This window comes from Acidovorax sp. sic0104, from assembly GCF_019219095.1.
Taxonomy (GTDB): domain Bacteria; phylum Pseudomonadota; class Gammaproteobacteria; order Burkholderiales; family Burkholderiaceae_C; genus Acidovorax.
This window is the reverse complement of record NZ_JAHUWH010000002.1, coordinates 90560-105795: the sequence shown is the minus strand read 5'-3', so window position 1 is coordinate 105795 and position 15236 is coordinate 90560. Positions and strand designations below refer to the sequence as shown.

The following is a 15236-nucleotide window of genomic DNA, read 5'->3' as shown; positions in this document are numbered from 1 at the left end:
ATGGATGAGCCAACGGCCGCACCAGCGGACACAGAGCGGGCCTGGAGCCTTTTTGCAGCGGGAGCGTTGACCGAAGCCATCGCTGCGGCGCGTGCGGTGGTGGCGGTTCATGCCGACGACTGGAGCGCAACCGCAGCGCTGGGCTTTTTTCTCTTCAAGGCAGGCGAGTTGGCGCAAGCGCGCGAGGTTCTGCTGCCCGCGCGCGAGCGGGCCCCGCATTTCGCGCCGCTGCACTGGTACAGCGGCTACGTGCTGGAGCAGGCCGGTGAGCGCGAGGCTGCGGCGCTGGCCTTTGAGCAGGCCTGCACAGTCAACCCCCTGTTGCACGAGGCAGCCTTTGCCCTCGCATGGGTGCTGCATGGCCTGGGCCACGACGCGCAGGCGCTCGCGCGCGCCCGCCAGGCGCTGGCGGCAGAGCGCACGCCGCCCCGCCTGCAGCAGGTCGCCTGGCTGCTGCAGCACCAGGGCCACGTACAGGAGGCCACGGGCCTGTGGCGCGAGGCCATCGGCACGCTGGCGCATGACGCGCCCCAGCAGCCCGTGATGCACTTGCACCTCGTGCAGTGCCTGTCCAGGGCTGGCCACACCAGCACCGCGCACGCAGAGCTGCGTGCCGCCCGGCTTTCGTGGCCTGAAGACGCGCTGCTGTTTGCCGAGGAGCTGGCCTACCACCGCACGCGCGGCGACCTGTCCGCCGCCTCGCACATTGCACGCGAATGGCTGCGCCTTCAGCCCGGAGAGGCCAGCGACTGGCACGTTCTGGGCGTTCTGTTGCAGGAGATGGGCGACCTGGAGGGCGCGGATGCCGCTTTTCTGGAAGTGCAGCAGCGCGACCTTGGCAACACCGATGCTCTGGTGCGCCGCGCGCAGATCCAGTACGGGTGGAAGCACCACGAAGGGGCGCGCTGGCTGCTGGGTCTGGCGCTGGAGCGCGAACCGCGCCACCCGGCCGCCCTGGGCCTGCTAGCGCAGGCCTTGCTGGAGGAGGGTGACCACGCTGCAGTGCGCCGCCTCCTGGTGCCCGTGCTGCGTGGCCTGCAGGCGCAGCACGGCGACCTGTGGCGACTTCTAGCGCTCTCACATGCGCGGGCGGGCCGGCGGCGGCGTGCCGCCAGCCTGCTGCGCCACGTCACAGCCCAGCTGCCGGACAACATCGAGGCCTGGCGCAGCCAGGGGTGGCTGGCTCTGGAGCGTGGCGACACGGACGAAGCGGTGGCTGCCGCGCAGGCGCTGCTCAGCCTCGTGCCCGACGATGTGGCGGCACAGGTGCAGGCCAGCTTCATATTCCTCTCGGCCGGACTGGTGGGCGACGCCCAGCGGTGGGCAGAGCACGCGGCGGCCCACGCGCCCTCGCTGGCCGAGGCGTGGCGGGCGCTATCGCATGTGCGCCTGCACCAGCGCCGCGCTGGCGAAGCGCAGGCGGCCATCGAAGAGGCCCTGCGACTGGCCCCTGACAATGTGGATTGCCTGCGCCAGTGGGGCGCCGTCAATTTGGCCTTGCACCGCAACGGGCAGGCGCAGCTTGTGCTGCTGCGTGCCTTGGAGATCGCACCGGACGACCCAGCCCTGTACCTGGAACTGGCCCAGGTCCAGGCTGCGGCAGGCCAGCTGGACGATGCAGTGCAAAGCATGGACGCATTGCTGGCGCAACGCCCCGGCTGGTTTCCCGCGCTGCTGGCGCGTGCTCGCTACCTGGTCGAAGCGGGCCATGGACAAGCCCTGGCGGCGTGCGAGCAGTTGCTGCGCAGCGACCGGTACTCGGCCCAGGCCGTGCGCGTCGTGCTGCGCCTGATTGCACTGGGCGAAGACGCGGGCCGCCGATTGCTGCTGCTGATCCCTGCCGATCTGCTGCGGGACCAGTGGCAGGCGGCGCTCGCGCAGGCCGTGCATACGCAAGGGCAGGCATGCCTGCACCGGCTTGCCCGCGTGGCCTGCGAGGAACTGGACCCTGACCCCTGGCTGCAAGCCGCCGCACTGTATGCCGCGTCGCTGTCAGCGCATTCCGATCCGGCCACACTGGCCCGGCAGGCACGCGACGCATACCGTGGGCTCAAGCTGCGCAGCGGCACTGCGGGCCTTCCCATGCCGCAAAGGCCTGCAGCTGCAGACGGCAGGCCGCGCATTGCCTATATCGCAGGGCAGTTGCACGATGCTCTGTTGGCGCCGGTGCTGGCTGCGCATGACCCGGGCCGTGCCCAGGTTTTCGTCTACACCAACCACCCCGTGCGCAATCTGCCTGCATACATTCACGTGCAGCCGCTGGAGCCGCAGACCCTGGCCGCCTCCTGTGCGGCCAACAGGATCGACGTGGTGATCGACACCGGGGGCCTGCACCCCGTGGAGGCGCAGTTCGAGGTGCTCAGGGCCTGTGCGCAGCGCATCGCGCCGGTGCAGGTGGCCTGGCTGGGCGGCTGGGGTTCGGCGGGCGGCCTGTTCGATGCGCTGCTGGCCGATGCCGTGTCTGTGCCGCTGGCACATACCGTGCACCACGCCGAGGAAGTGGCCCGCCTGGAAGGGGGGCAGTGGTGCTGGGCGCCGCCCGCCGCAGCTCCCGAGCCAGGACCGCCGCCGCTGCTGGCCGCCAAGGGGGCCACCTTCGGTGTCACGTCGCGCAGCCTCAGGCTGGATGCCGACTGCCTGGACACATTCGCGCGCGTGGTTGCGGCCGTGCCTGGGTCCGCCATCCGTTTCATCGGGGAGATCGCGGGCGACTGGCCGCTGCGCCGCGATGTGCTGCGGCGCATGCGTGCCGTGGGCGTCACGCCCGACCGGGTGTTCTTCGACCCCTTCGTCCCCCACGCCGAATACCTGCTCTGGTGCAGGCGTATCGATGTGGTGCTCGACAGTTTTCCCGGCAATGGCGGCCTGAGTCTGCTGGATCCGCTGTGGATGGGCGTGCCCGTAGTGACCTTGGCCGGCGGCTGGGCAGGTGCCCGGCAAGGTGCCTCGCTGCTGCATGCGCTGGGCCTGGAGGAATGGGTTGCCGAAACCAGGGAGGCATTCGTCGGCCGGGCGGCCGCACTGGCGCACGACGTGCAGGGCCTGGCGCGCCTGCGTGCCGGACTGCGCGCGCGCGTGGCGGCATCGCCTCTTGTGGATGGACGCCGCGTGGCCGCCCAGATCGAGGCGCTGTGCCGGCGCTGGGCGCGCGAGGCGAGCAGCGAAGGAGCTGCGCCCCACGCCAAGGACCGCCTGCGCGAGCACGCGCGGCGCATGCTGGGCCAGTGGCTGCAGCAGCCCCGCACCATTGATCTGCCCGCGCCCGACGGACCGCCGGAGCTGTCGGTCATCGTGGTGCTCTACAACCAGGCCGGGCTTTCGCTGCGCACGTTGCAGGCTCTGGCGGACCAGCAAGGCGTGCGCTTCGAGACCGTCGTGGTGGACAATGCGTCGAGCGACCACACGCCTCAACTGCTGGAGCGCCTGAGGGGTGCGCAGATACTGCGCAATGCCGGGAACCTGGGCTTTTTGCGCGCTGCACGGCAGGGCGCCCAGGCCGCCCGGGGCCGCTACCTGGCCTTCCTCAACAGCGACGCCATCTTGCAGGAGGGTGCATTGCATGAGACTCTGCGCCTCATGCGAGCCAACCCTGGCATCGGCGCGCTGGGTGCGCGCGTGGTGCTCACCACAGGGGGCCTGCAGGAGGCCGGCAACCTTCTGTTCGACGACGGCTCGGCCGGCGGCATCGGCCGAGGCGAAGACGCCTTCCACCACGGAGCGCTGGCAGCGCGCGACACCGACTACGTGTCCGGGGTCTTCCTGGTCACGCCAGCACCGGTGTGGCGCATGCTCGATGGCTTCGACGAAGCCTTTGCCCCGGCCTACTACGAGGACACCGACTACTGCCTGCGTGTGTGGCAGGCGGGGCTGCGGGTGGTTTACGCCCCGTCGGTGCTGCTGGAGCACCTGGAATGGGGTAGTGCCACCGGCAGCAGCGCCACGGAGTTGATGGAGCGCAACCGCCAGTTGTTCAGCGAGCGCCACCAGTGGCTGCTGCGCCATCGGCCGCGCCCCGGTGCGCTGCCGCTCGCGGGGGACCGGTGGCGCTCGCCCGACGATGAACCCCGGCGGCCGCGTGTGCTGTTCATCGACAACGAGGTGCCTTACAGCTACAAGGGCGGCGGCTTGCCACGCGCGCGCTGGATGCTGCACGCGCTGGACGGCTGGCCTGTGACCCTCTTTCCACTGTGGGTCCAGCACGACCATGTTCATCGGGTGTATGACTCCCTGCCCGCGAGCGTGGAGGTGGCCCTGGGCCACCACTTCGAGGGCCTTGAAGCCTTCCTGGAGCAGCGCAGGGGCCTGTACGACGTGATGCTGGTGAGCCGCCCGCCCAATCTGGAGCGGCTGCAGCCCCTGCGCCAGAGGCGCCCGGACCTGTTCTATGGCATGAGCCTGGTGTACGACGCCGAGGCCCTGTTTGCGCTGCGGGAGATTGCCATGGCGGGTGTGCAGGGCAGGCCCCTGTCATCCCAGGCACAGCGCGAGCGCCTGGCCCGCGAGATGGCGCTGGCCGATGGCGCGAGCGATGTGCTGGTGGTGTCGCAGCGGGACGCACGCCACTTTGAGGCGGCGGGCCACCGCACCCATGTGCTCAGCCATGGAATTGCGCTGCGCCGCGAGGCTCCGGGCCCGGGGCCTCGCACGGGCCTGCTGTTCGTGGGCGCGCTGCACCCTGACACCCCCAACGAAGACGGTCTGCTGTGGTTCATCCAGGAGGTCATGCCGCTGCTGCACGCGCGCCTGGGTAGAGCGCCCGTGCTCTCGGTGGTGGGTGTGTGCCTGTCTGCCCGCGTGGCTGCGCTTGCAGGCGAGAATGTACGCATACTCGGTCCGCAGGCGGCGCTGGAGCCGCATTACGACGCCGCACGCGTGTTCATCGCGCCTGTGCGTTTTGCGGGCGGGGTGCCGGCCAAGGTGATCGAGGCTGCAGCCGCAGGCATTCCCGTGGTGGCGTCTGCGCTGCTGGTGCGGCAGCTGGAGTGGCGCGACGGCACGGACGTGCTGGGCGCTCGCGACGCACGCACGTTTGCGCAGGCGGTGGCTCGCCTGTGCCTGGACGACGCCGCATGGCAGCGGCAGCAACACGCGGCGTGGCAGCAGTGCGCGCTGCGCTACGACCCCGAGGTGTTTGCCAGCACCCTGCGCAGAGTGCTGGAAAGCGCCGCATCGACATGAAATTGCCCCGGCTGCAGCGGCCCGCGTTGATCGAGTCATCCCTGCGCCTGCGGCGCGCTGACCGAGCGGGAGCGCGCGAGGTCCTGGAGCAGGTGCTTGCGCTGGACCCCGACCTGGCCCACGTGCATGTGGCTCTGGCGCGGCTGCGCTGGCCCGGCCCGGATTTCCACACCGTGCTGGGCTGGCTGCACGAGCTGCTGCAGCCCGCGCTGTATCTGGAAATCGGTGTGGAGCGCGGGCTCTCGCTGGCCCTGGCCCGGCCGCCCACCCGGGCCGTGGGGGTGGACCCCGCGCCCCTGGGCGATCCGCTGGCCCGCTGCCGCGTTCCGGTGCAGGTCTACACCATGCCCAGCGGCCAATTCCTGAGGGCGCCGCCAGAGGGATGCGCACTGCACGGGAACGGGTTCAACATGGCTTTTATCGATGGCGACCACCGCTTCGAGACGGTCCTCGACGACTTCATTGCGCTGGAACGCTGGGCTGCGCCTGGCGCGCTGGCGGTGCTGCACGACACCCTCCCGCTGAACACGCTCACTTCCGATAGCACGCGCAGCACGAGCTTCTACAGTGGCGATGGCTGGAAGCTCGTGCCCTGCCTGCGGGCGCTGCGGCCAGGGTTGCGCGTGGTGACCTTGCCGGTGTCTCCAACCGGTCTCACTCTGGTGGCCGGACTCGATCCCACCTCGCGGACGCTGTCTGCACGGCGCCAGGACATTCTGGACAGTTATGCCCAGGTGGATGCTGGCCGGGCAATCGAGCGCCCGCAGGCGGTGATGGGGCCGCTGGGCGTCAACAGGCGGGAGTGGGTTGCGGACTGGCTGCGTGCGGTCGGCGTGCAATGACGCTGCAGAAATGCTGCTCCAGCAGGCCCTGGCGGTGCAGGTCGTCTTCGGCGGCGATCAGCGCCCGCACCCAGCGGGCACCTTCAGGTGACTGGAAATTCTGGGCGATGTGGGCCAGCAGCACGTGCAGCAGGCTGCCTCCATAGGGCCGCTTCGCGATGACATCGAAGTGCGTTCCCAGCAAGGGCAGGATGTGCGATGAGGCGGCAGCTTCGCTCGGGTCGACCGCCAGGACCTCTGCCACCGTGGGTGCCTGGAACTCGCGCCGCACGAAGCCGGAGCGCGTGGTCCGCAGCCGCTCGGGCAGCATGCCAGCCAGCGAACGCACCTGCTCCATGTGCGCCTCGGAAAACTGGAAATAGTCCGGCCCCACATACTCATCCAGGAAGAACCAGCCGCCGGGGCGCAGCAACGCGTGCACCGCGCAGTACAGCTGCTCCAGGTGGCTGCAGTGGTGCACGCTGGACCATGCCAGAACGGCATCGAAGCTGCCCGGCAGGAACGGAGCGTTGCCCACGGGCAGCTGGTTCATGTCAGCCTGTACGTAGGTGATGCCAGCAATGCCCTCGGACAGCTGGCGGGCTCGCTCAAGCACGCGGGGGGAGAGGTCCATGGCAACCACCGTGTGGGCCAACCCGCGGCCGCGCACGCCGCGCTCCAGCCAGCCATCGCCGCAGCCCAGCACGAGGGCGCGCTGGAAGGGCCGATCTCCCGCCTGATCCGCGTGCCGGCCCAGCCAGTCCAGGGCATCCACCGTATCGTCGCCGCTCACCTGGCGGTTGTTGCGAGTCCGCAGAGCGTCCAGGTGGAGCCAGTGCAGGCCCTCGGCCGTCCAGGCCTGCTCGTCGCCCCAGGCGGCGTCGAGCTTGGCGATGAGCTGCGGGTCGGCGAGAGTGCTCATGGCAGTTGCCTGTGGGTGATGGAACAGGCCAGGTCGTCCAGCGGCAGGGTCGGGTCGCGGTGCCACAGCCGCCCGACAGAGTCCGACGGCTTGAAGCCCAGACGGGGGTAGAGATCGGCTACCACCCCGTTGCGGGCCGTTGCAATGTACTCGCCTTGGATGGCGCTGGCCCCCGTGGCGCGCGCGATGCGCACCAGCTCCGCGAACATGAAGGCCTCGGCCGTGCGGCCGAACACACGGCAGCTCAGCAGCCAACTGTCGATGCGCAGGACACCCTGTTCGCGCACCGCCACCAGCGAGGATACGAGGCCATGGTCGGCAAACCGGTCGTCGAGGTGCAGGGCCAGCACCAGCCGGGTGGGGTCCTCCAGCGCCAGGGCGAGCTGCGGCTGGCTGAAGCGCCGCCCCGTGAGATTGAACTGGTTGGTCTTGAGCTCCATTTGCGCCAGGCGGGGCAGGTCGGCCGGCCCTGCGGGCACTGCACTTGCCGTCATCTGCAGGCCGGCCAGGTAAGCGGCCATGTCAACGGACTGCTCCAGCGCCTGTTGCGCCTGATTGCGGGCTGCATAGGCCTGGGTGCGTCCCGTATCCTCGGAGGTTGTGTGCTGCAGATCGAACCAATGGCCAGCTTCCAGGCGGGCGATGAATTGTGCAGGGTCGGTGCCAATATCCACCACGCTGACCTCTGGCAGTGCCTGCATCACCAGAGCGCGCTCGGCGGGGTTGTCGTCCACGAACACCATGGCGTCCAGGCCGAGGTTCAGCTCGGCGGCCACTCGGCGCAGGTTGCGGGCCTTGTCATGCCAGTTGCATACGAAAGCCGCGAAATCACCGCGGTGCAACGCGGCGCAGGGGTGCGCAAAGCCTGCGGCTGCAATCTCCTCGTCGTTCTTGCTGCACACCGCAAGCACCACGCCCCGCGCAGCGAGCTGCGCCAGGTGCTGCTGCCACGCTGCGAATGCCTCGCCTCTGCCGCCATGACCAGGGCCCAGTGCGATGCCGTCCAGCCCGTCATCGCCGATGGTGCCACCCCACAGCGTATCGTCCAGGTCCAAGACCAGGAGCTTTTTAACGCGCCCCGAGACCAAGCGCCAGGCGCCCCGAAACCAGGGCAGGTAGTCAGGCAGAAAGCGTGGGTCGAAACTGATGCGCCCCGCGTACCAGAAGCGGGGAGACGACCAAGCCTCCAGGCCCAGCTGCGTCGCAAGGCTGTCGGCCTCGATCCAGGTGACGCGGCCCGCACTGGCCTGCAGCAGTGCTGCATTGAGTGCATCAACGCGTCGGTTGACCGAAGTTGGGTCGCGCCTTTGAGCCACCCCGCCGGGCTGGTGCGGTGCGGGTACCAGCAGATGCTGGATGATGTGGCAGCCGCGCGCGAGCAAGGCGTCCCAGATCCGGGCGTAGCGCTGGACCTGCTCTTGCACTTGCTCTTGCAAATCCTTGTCGGCCATCTGCGTGCTGCTGCCAGCTGGCAGAGGGGGCGTGGCCGTGCGCCAGTCTGGCACCAGCAGTACCGTGTCGGGGCGAAAGGCATGCAAGGCAGAGTTCGGCTCCAGGCACTGCTGCTGCATTTCTTCGTACGGAACGGCATGGACTTGCGCCAGCTCACCCTCCTGCGCCACTGCGCAGATCACTGCCTGCGCCAGCAACTGAACGCTGCAATCCCCTGCAATGGCAATGCGCCGCACGGGGGCGCCGGTGGGCTCGGACTGCTGCCGTGCCGCTTCCAGTTGCGCCAACGATGTCAGCGCCGCCGCGCAGGATGACAGATCGGGGAGGGTGGGGCGGGGCGCAGCAAGCCGCTCGCGCAGACGAGCAAAATCAGCGGGATGCATGGCGGGCGAGCACTTCGCGCACTGCCCGTACGGTGGTCAGCCGTTCCATTTCGCTGTTGTCCAGAGTCACCCCGTGGTTGATCTCGATCATGCTGGCCATCATGACGGTCTTGAGGCTGTCCCAGGCTGGAACCGTGTCGGTGCCGTCATCTTCGCGCAGTTGCGAGGGATCGACCTGCAGTACCGAAGCAATGAAGACGAGCACCTCTGGAAGGGGCGCCAAGGAAGCTTGGGGGGCAGGGGAGGTGGGGTTTTCTGGCAAGATGCGCGGCTTCGTGCGCCCCTGGGGGCGTGCGGACCAGTTTAAACCAAAACCACGGAGGTTCCCTCGCTTGGAAGCCGCCAGCCTGTACCTCGATCTGCTCAAGAAAAGCCTGACGGACACGCTCGTGCGGACCGAGCCCGACGTGGGCGCGGGCCGTGCGCGCTTCGTACTGGATTTCATCAACCACTACATCCGCGGCAGCGCTGTCACGATGCTGCCGCGCGTACGCCTCGACCAGTTGCAGGCCTGCATCGAAGACGTACTCCGCCGGGGGGTGCCGGGCGATCTGCTGGAGGCGGGAGTCTGGCGCGGAGGGGCTGCGATTCTGATGCGGGCCGTGCTCAAAGTGCACGGTGTGACCGACCGAAGCGTCTGGGCCGCCGACTCGTTCGAGGGGCTGCCCGAGCCCGATGCGGCCCGCTTCCCCAAGGAAGCTGCTGCCTTCCATGGCCCGGTCATGCGCGATGCCTACCAGCGCCTGGCCGTGGGTCTGGAGGCCGTGCGGGCGAACTTCAGCACCTATGGTCTGCTGGACGAGCAGGTGCGCTTTCTTCCGGGCTGGTTCAAGGACACGCTGCCGCAAGCGCCCATCGGCCACCTGGCCGTGCTGCGCCTGGACGGCGACTACTACGAATCCACGCGCGACTGCCTGGTGAACCTGTACGACCGGCTGTCCCCCGGCGGCTATCTCATTGTGGATGACTATGGCGAGGACGAATGGACAGACTGCCGGGCCGCCGTGGACGGCTTCCGCGCCGAGCGCGGCATTACCGAGCCCATGGTGCAGGTGGACAGCCGCTGCTGGTACTGGCAGCGCAGCAACTGAGGCTGTCGGCCCCCGCCCGACCGGCTCACCAGTCGGTGTCGTGGTCGATGTAGCGCTGGATGTACTCGAAGAAAGTCCAGTTCTGGGACTCCCAGCGGTAGGTCATGTCAATCTGCCAGAAGTCCAGCTGCAAAGCCTCGGCCACGAGCGGATGGATCGGCAACTGGTGCGCTCCCAGCCCACCATGGTCATGCAGCCCCGCCAAGCAGGCTTGTGCGCGCTGCGCGCTTCCGCCCACAAAGCGGCGGATGGCCTGAGCCACCTTCTCGATCAGTACATACATACCGGTCCCACTGACGTGTCCGTTGGTCCAGAACAGATGCTCGCGTCGGAAGGTGGACTCGACATAGTCTGCCAGTTTCACATCGCAGTGCCGGTCGTAGCCGCGCATTCGTTGCAGGTCGCGCTGCAGCCGCACCTGCATGTTCGGTAGCTTGCGCGCTGAAAGATCCATGTAGGCTGCAACGGCCAACGGGCCCTGCAGTCCTGCCCGGGCCAGCTCCAGCCCGATCATGTCACCCAGCGGATACCGCCCCCAGGGGTGGGCGGGGTCGGGCATGCCGGGGCGCGTCTCCACGCATTCGAAGGGCCACAGGCATGGCAGGAAAAAGCTCGGGAACGTCACCACCGGCACCCCGGCCGGCAGCCGCTGCCGCAGCGCAACCAGAACGGGGTAGTCGGCTCGCTCTTCGTGCTGCTGTATCAACAGCGCCAGGTTCTGCAGCCATGCATCCGGCACCACAGGCATCTCCATGCCAGGGGGTACATGGTTGAGCACGCACACGAAGCGGAAGTCTTCGTGCAGGTCATCCAGAGCGGCCAGACCCTGGGCCACGGAGGGTGCCTGGCAGTTGCCGTAAACGAGCACGGTTCGTGCGTCTGGGCTTTGGCTGCCGTAGACCAAAGGGTAGGGGGGGGCTGCCTGCTCCATGGTCTTGGGCGCTATTCGTCGAACCGTACGATGTCGTCTTCACCGAGATAGCTGCCGGACTGCACCTCGATGAGTTGCAGAGGGATGCTGCCCGGGTTCTCCAACTGGTGCTTCTGGCCCAGGGGCACGAACGCCGACTGATTTTCGGCCAGCAGGCGCTTGACGCCGTCCATGGTGACCAGTGCGGTGCCGCTGACCACCACCCAATGCTCGGCGCGATGGTGATGCATCTGCAGCGAAAGCTTCTTGCCCGGGTTGACCATGATGCGCTTGACCTGGAAGCGTTCCCCGCGATCGGTCGATTCGTACCAGCCCCAGGGGCGGTGCACCCGGATCTGCTGCACCAGTTCGGTTCTCCCTGCCGCTCGCAACTGCTCGACCACTGCACGAATGTCCTGGGAGTCCTCTTTGTTCATCACCAGTACGGCGTCCGCCGTTTCTACGACCGCCACGTTGTCCATCCCGATCACCGACACCAGCCGGTGCTCGGCGCGGACATAGCTGTTGCGGGTCCCGTGCAACATCACATCCCCCGAGACGCTGTTGTTGTTGGCGTCCTTGGGCGATGCCTGCCACAGGGCTTCCCAACTGCCGACATCACTCCAGGGGAAGGCCGCAGGCACCACGGCAGCCATCGACGTGGACTGCATGACCGCATAGTCGATGGAAATCGCAGGACACGCCCGAAATGCTTCCGCCTGCGGTCGGACAAAGCCCATGTCCTCGCTGCGGCCCAGCCAAGCCGCGGTCACTGCGGCGAACACATCCGGACGGTGGGCCTGCAACTCATCCAGGAACGCCTGAGCCTTGAAGAGAAAGATGCCGCTGTTCCACAGGTATCCACCGTCGTCCAGCAGGCGGCGCGCAAGGATGGAGTCGGGTTTTTCTACAAAGCTGCTGACATGGAAAACTTGTGGTTCCTCGGGCAGTGACGCACCCTTCAGGATGTAGCCGTACCCTGTTTCGGGCGCCGATGGCGCAATGCCAAAGGTACATAACCAGCCTTTTTGAGCGGCGCACTGGGCGGTGGCCACGGCGGCTGCGAACGCAGCGTGGTCGCCCAGTAGATGGTCCGCAGGCAACACGAGCATCAAGGCATGGGGATTGCTCTGGGCGAGATGCAGCGCAGCGAGGGCTATCGCCGGTGCCGTATTGCGTCCCTCGGGCTCCAGGTACACACACGCGGGTGCACAGCCTGCCCGTGACAGTTGGTCCATCACCTGAAATCGATGCTCCTCCCCTGTGATCACCACCGCAGGCTGGGCGCCGGGCAGTGCTGCAGCCCTGCGAGCAGTAGCCTGCAAAAGAGTGTCGTCGCCGGCAAGGGCTTGAAGCTGTTTCGGGTGCTGCATCCTTGACAAGGGCCACAGACGCGTACCGCTACCGCCCGACAGAATTACCGGCTGAACAACATGGGCTGGAGCAAGCGAGGGCATTGGCGTGGAGAACGTCGAGTGAATTCGAGTCTGAGCATACTTTGTCCGCACCAGCGCCTGAGCGTGCACCTCGCGATTGGCTCAAGTCATCATTGCTATATACGATGTATATTATGTTAAATGCCAAATTCGGAAACTGAGGCCAAAGAACACTTTCGCCTATTGCTTCATCTTGATGCAGCTGGGCAACACCTGTCCTAGCAAAATTGATAGCCCTCCCATTCCTGATGGTGGCTTGTCGGGACCGCATGCGTAAAGTGGTCGGGATGATTCCAACCGGAAAAAAGCTACATCAGCAGTCCCAGTCGAAACGCGACGGCAATCGCCTGGCTGCGGTTTTTCACGTCAAGCTTCTCCATCACGTTCTTGACGTGAAAAACGACCGTGGGTTCGGCGATCGACATGATCTGGCCAATCTCGGCGGATGTCTTTCCGAGCGCGACCCAATGCAAGCACTGAGACTCCTGCGCAGAAATCTGCGGCTTCGCACCGAGCGCGGCCTCGCTTGCAATCAGGCCCCGATGCGCAAAATGGGCGCAACTGGCAAGCACCTTTCCAAACGCGAGCATTTGGGCCTCCTCCCGGGGGTCTTGTATGGGCTTGTCCCGAGCCAGGCTGATCATGCTTTTGACTCCACGCGCTTCGTGCACCGGCAAGCTCAGCCCATATCCCAGGCCGTGGCCACGTGCTTCCTCGAAAAAGTCCAGCGTTCCCGACTGCGCGAAAAAATCCTCGGACCAAACCACCACATCGGTGGAGGTGCGGCAATGCTGGACCGTGGGGTCCAGGCCCGCATACTGCCGCTCGGCGTACAGGCGCTGCCATCCGCCGGGATAGCCGCTGGCGATCTTGTAGACGGGCGCACCGTTGTCGTCGAACCATTGCGTACCGACCAAAAACCTTTCAAAACCCATGTCGCGTGTGATTGCCTCCATACTGGCAAAAAACTCTTGATCCGTAGACGCGTCGAAGATCTTCGACAAAGCCTCTATGGAAACGGGCCCTGAAGCGCCTGTCGACATTCGATACTCCAGCTCGCAGTTGGTAACAACTCCATGATAGGCGTGAGCAGAAAAAATAACGACTACTATGTGCGTATACCTGCACAGGCCCTCAACCTCCTGGGCCTGACGCACCATTCCACCGAGATCACGTGCTCCCGCGCACGCAGCGGTTTCACGCAATGGGTGGCTTCGCATCCCGATGCGCTCTTGGTCGTGAGCTGGGACTGGATCCGGCTGGACGATGGCGCCATCCTGCACCCCTGCCCGCGGGTCGTCCTCTCCAATCTCATGCTGCTGAACGACGATGCCCTGGACCTGGGCTGCGGCCTCACAGAACTTGCACTGTTGCGGTTGGTCGACCGGCTCGACTGGAAGCCTGCGGTCTTCAGGACTTGCGACCGCTTTGTGCGCGGCCTCAGTGAGCCAACCGCGCGTTGATGGCCGAGAGAGTGATGTGATCGACCTCGACCATCAGCGCCACAGCCGAGGCCACGCCTATGCGGATCGACGGGCCCATCCTGTGGACATGAAGGCCCTGGTGTCTGAGCATCCTTTCCATGACGGGCGTGGTCACCGTCACGTAGCGGTTGATTCCGTTTTCCAGTGCGAACTGAAACGACTGGCGCATCAGAGCCATCGGCATTTCTCCGAAGGTCGCGTTCGCGGTCCCTACGCGGTCAGTCGCGACGGCAAATCGGCTGAGCTCCCAGCAATCGTCACTGGCGGGAGCCGGCTGCCCGTGAAGCAGCTGCGGAAAGCTGTCTTTGAGCATGTACGGACCGGTGGTTGGCAAGAGCCGCCAGCACGCATCGACAGAACCGGCTGGATGCTTGGCCAGCACGTAGGCCACACCGGGCAGTTCATCGAACTCATCGTGTTCCATGCCGTCCCGAGATTTCACGTCCCATCCCAGTCTTTCGTGAAAGACCGAATATCTCAGGCGGAACATGGCTCGCAGGTCGCTTTGGTCGATCTGGGCAGCTGTAGAGATTTGGAAGTGGTAGGTCATCTGGCTTTGCGAAGTAAGGGGGCAAGAGCCATTGAACCGAGCCGAGAAGCGGACAGAAACTGTCAGAAGAGGTAGCTTGCGCGCGCTTTCAAGTTGATGCTGCAAGGGGTGCCGCCCAAACCCGGAGCCGGCTTGGGCGTTGTGCTTTTTTCCGGTTTTCCGCAAGCGCGCCAGGTCGCATTGACGCTGGAACCTGAGCGGCACGCGCTCGCAGCCGAGCACCTACACTGCGTGCATGAATGCGTGCAGGACTGAACAGCCCTGCATGAAGCCACATGCCCGATATCGACATACCACCCTTCTTGACCATGCGCTTCACCGCCCTGCCCTCCAGCACCCGATTGCCCCGCCTCTTTGGCCTCTTTGCGTCGATGGCCGCAGCGGCCCTGCTATTCACGGCGCAGCCCGTCGTCGCGCAGGCGGCCCCTCCAATCACCTACAGCAAAGACGGCGTGAGCTTTGATCACCCACCTGGCTGGAAAGTCGCCGACGATGTGGTGGCACAAGACGAAACGCGTTTGCGCAGCATCGACATCGAGGGCCCTGACGAATCCATCGTGACCTTCATGTTCAGCCCCTTCCTCGCGGGCCAGGACATCCAGAAATTCGCCGCCACCGCCGCTCGCAACCGTGAAGATGCGGCGCGGTCGAATACCGCGCAGCAGCTCCGGATGGGCGCGGTCACCGAGTCGCCCATTGCCCGCGAAGTGGCCGGCAAGGAAAGCAAGGGTGTTTCACAGCGGTTCGTGGTGAGCCTGCTGGGGCAAGACCTGCCGCACGAGGCGCGCTTTTTCAAAGCAGCGCTGGCGGGCACGACAGTGATCGTGATGACGCAGGTGGCCTCTGAGCACGCCAGCGCGGTAGAGCCTGGATTTGTGATGACGCTCGGTTCCTTGCGCTACAGCCCTGGCAAGCGATGAACCGAATAGCGCTGGCAAAAAAAGGGAGCGCCCGGGTGGCCTGAAGCTCATCCACCGCCACGACAGCGCCAGCAACCGCGGGCGCAGCC

General features: G+C 66.3%; 12 protein-coding genes. 5 read left to right on the top strand and 7 right to left on the bottom strand.

The window, feature by feature from the left end; all coding sequences use genetic code 11:
* Together KW835_RS04645 and KW835_RS04640 are read left to right on the top strand one after the other, a co-directional pair.
* Nucleotides 1–5178, top strand: a complete 5178-nt coding sequence (locus KW835_RS04645; protein ID WP_218381139.1) for a glycosyltransferase — start codon at nucleotides 1–3, stop codon at nucleotides 5176–5178.
* The gene (locus tag KW835_RS04640) at nucleotides 5175–6020 is read left to right on the top strand and encodes a class I SAM-dependent methyltransferase (protein ID WP_218381138.1); all 846 of its coding nucleotides are present in this window, start codon (nucleotides 5175–5177) and stop codon (nucleotides 6018–6020) included. The genes KW835_RS04645 and KW835_RS04640 overlap by 4 nt, the downstream gene beginning before the upstream one ends.
* On the opposite strand, the gene KW835_RS04635 is transcribed toward KW835_RS04640, so the two are convergent.
* The 3 genes from KW835_RS04635 to KW835_RS04625 are packed head-to-tail and all read right to left on the bottom strand — an operon-like array spanning nucleotide 5968 to nucleotide 8979.
* Complete coding sequence (locus tag KW835_RS04635) at nucleotides 5968–6921, bottom strand: class I SAM-dependent methyltransferase (protein WP_218381137.1); 954 nt, start codon at nucleotides 6919–6921, stop codon at nucleotides 5968–5970. The two genes, KW835_RS04640 and KW835_RS04635, sit on opposite strands and share 53 nt — an antisense overlap.
* Complete coding sequence (locus KW835_RS04630; protein WP_218381136.1) at nucleotides 6918–8756, bottom strand: HAD family hydrolase; 1839 nt, start codon at nucleotides 8754–8756, stop codon at nucleotides 6918–6920. Before KW835_RS04630 ends, KW835_RS04635 begins: the two co-directional genes overlap by 4 nt.
* Nucleotides 8743–8979: an acyl carrier protein gene (locus tag KW835_RS04625; RefSeq protein WP_218381135.1), complete on the bottom strand. Its 237-nt coding sequence runs from the start codon at nucleotides 8977–8979 to the stop codon at nucleotides 8743–8745. Before KW835_RS04625 ends, KW835_RS04630 begins: the two co-directional genes overlap by 14 nt.
* 109 nt (nucleotides 8980–9088) lie before the next feature.
* Between KW835_RS04625 and KW835_RS04620 the strand changes: the two genes are divergently transcribed.
* Nucleotides 9089–9847, top strand: coding sequence for a TylF/MycF/NovP-related O-methyltransferase (locus KW835_RS04620; RefSeq protein WP_218381134.1), 759 nt, complete (start codon nucleotides 9089–9091; stop codon nucleotides 9845–9847).
* Between the two features lie 25 nt (nucleotides 9848–9872).
* Here the strand turns inward: KW835_RS04620 and KW835_RS04615 are convergent, their stop codons facing one another.
* The 3 genes from KW835_RS04615 to KW835_RS04605 all read right to left on the bottom strand — a co-directional run bounded on the left by KW835_RS04615 (nucleotide 9873) and on the right by KW835_RS04605 (nucleotide 13236).
* Nucleotides 9873–10778 carry a WcbI family polysaccharide biosynthesis putative acetyltransferase gene (locus KW835_RS04615; protein WP_218381133.1) on the bottom strand — a complete coding sequence of 302 codons (906 nt, stop codon included), beginning with the start codon at nucleotides 10776–10778 and terminating at the stop codon, nucleotides 9873–9875.
* A gap of 11 nt (nucleotides 10779–10789) precedes the next feature.
* Nucleotides 10790–12214, bottom strand: a complete 1425-nt coding sequence (locus KW835_RS04610) for a mannose-1-phosphate guanylyltransferase/mannose-6-phosphate isomerase (protein WP_218381132.1) — start codon at nucleotides 12212–12214, stop codon at nucleotides 10790–10792.
* A 287-nt stretch (nucleotides 12215–12501) separates the two neighbouring features.
* Nucleotides 12502–13236: a LuxR family transcriptional regulator gene (locus tag KW835_RS04605; protein WP_218381131.1), complete on the bottom strand. Its 735-nt coding sequence runs from the start codon at nucleotides 13234–13236 to the stop codon at nucleotides 12502–12504.
* Between the two features lie 42 nt (nucleotides 13237–13278).
* Here KW835_RS04605 and KW835_RS04600 point away from each other — a divergent pair, with 42 nt between their 5' ends.
* Nucleotides 13279–13656 (top strand): DUF4902 domain-containing protein, encoded by a 378-nt coding sequence (locus KW835_RS04600; RefSeq protein ID WP_218381130.1) that lies wholly within the window; start codon nucleotides 13279–13281, stop codon nucleotides 13654–13656.
* On the opposite strand, the gene KW835_RS04595 is transcribed toward KW835_RS04600, so the two are convergent.
* A complete protein-coding gene (locus KW835_RS04595) occupies nucleotides 13634–14227 on the bottom strand; it encodes an acyl-homoserine-lactone synthase (RefSeq protein WP_218381129.1) in 594 nt (197 codons plus the stop codon). The two genes, KW835_RS04600 and KW835_RS04595, sit on opposite strands and share 23 nt — an antisense overlap.
* A gap of 308 nt (nucleotides 14228–14535) precedes the next feature.
* Here KW835_RS04595 and KW835_RS04590 point away from each other — a divergent pair, with 308 nt between their 5' ends.
* Entirely contained in the window at nucleotides 14536–15147 is a 612-nt protein-coding gene (locus KW835_RS04590; protein WP_218381128.1) for a hypothetical protein, read from the top strand.
* The last annotated feature ends 89 nt before the right edge of the window (nucleotides 15148–15236 follow it).

Bases quoted from the DNA above. Each gene is read 5' to 3' on its own strand.
- KW835_RS04645 (WP_218381139.1), top strand. From the start codon at position 1: ATGGATGAGCCAACGGCCGCACCAGCGGACACAGAGCGGGCCTGGAGC.
- KW835_RS04640 (WP_218381138.1), top strand. From the start codon at position 5,175: ATGAAATTGCCCCGGCTGCAGCGGCCCGCGTTGATCGAGTCATCCCTG.
- KW835_RS04635 (WP_218381137.1), bottom strand. From the start codon at position 6,921: ATGAGCACTCTCGCCGACCCGCAGCTCATCGCCAAGCTCGACGCCGCC.
- KW835_RS04630 (WP_218381136.1), bottom strand. From the start codon at position 8,756: ATGCATCCCGCTGATTTTGCTCGTCTGCGCGAGCGGCTTGCTGCGCCC.
- KW835_RS04615 (WP_218381133.1), bottom strand. From the start codon at position 10,778: ATGGAGCAGGCAGCCCCCCCCTACCCTTTGGTCTACGGCAGCCAAAGC.
- KW835_RS04610 (WP_218381132.1), bottom strand. From the start codon at position 12,214: ATGCCCTCGCTTGCTCCAGCCCATGTTGTTCAGCCGGTAATTCTGTCG.
- KW835_RS04605 (WP_218381131.1), bottom strand. From the start codon at position 13,236: ATGTCGACAGGCGCTTCAGGGCCCGTTTCCATAGAGGCTTTGTCGAAG.
- KW835_RS04595 (WP_218381129.1), bottom strand. From the start codon at position 14,227: ATGACCTACCACTTCCAAATCTCTACAGCTGCCCAGATCGACCAAAGC.
- KW835_RS04590 (WP_218381128.1), top strand. From the start codon at position 14,536: ATGCGCTTCACCGCCCTGCCCTCCAGCACCCGATTGCCCCGCCTCTTT.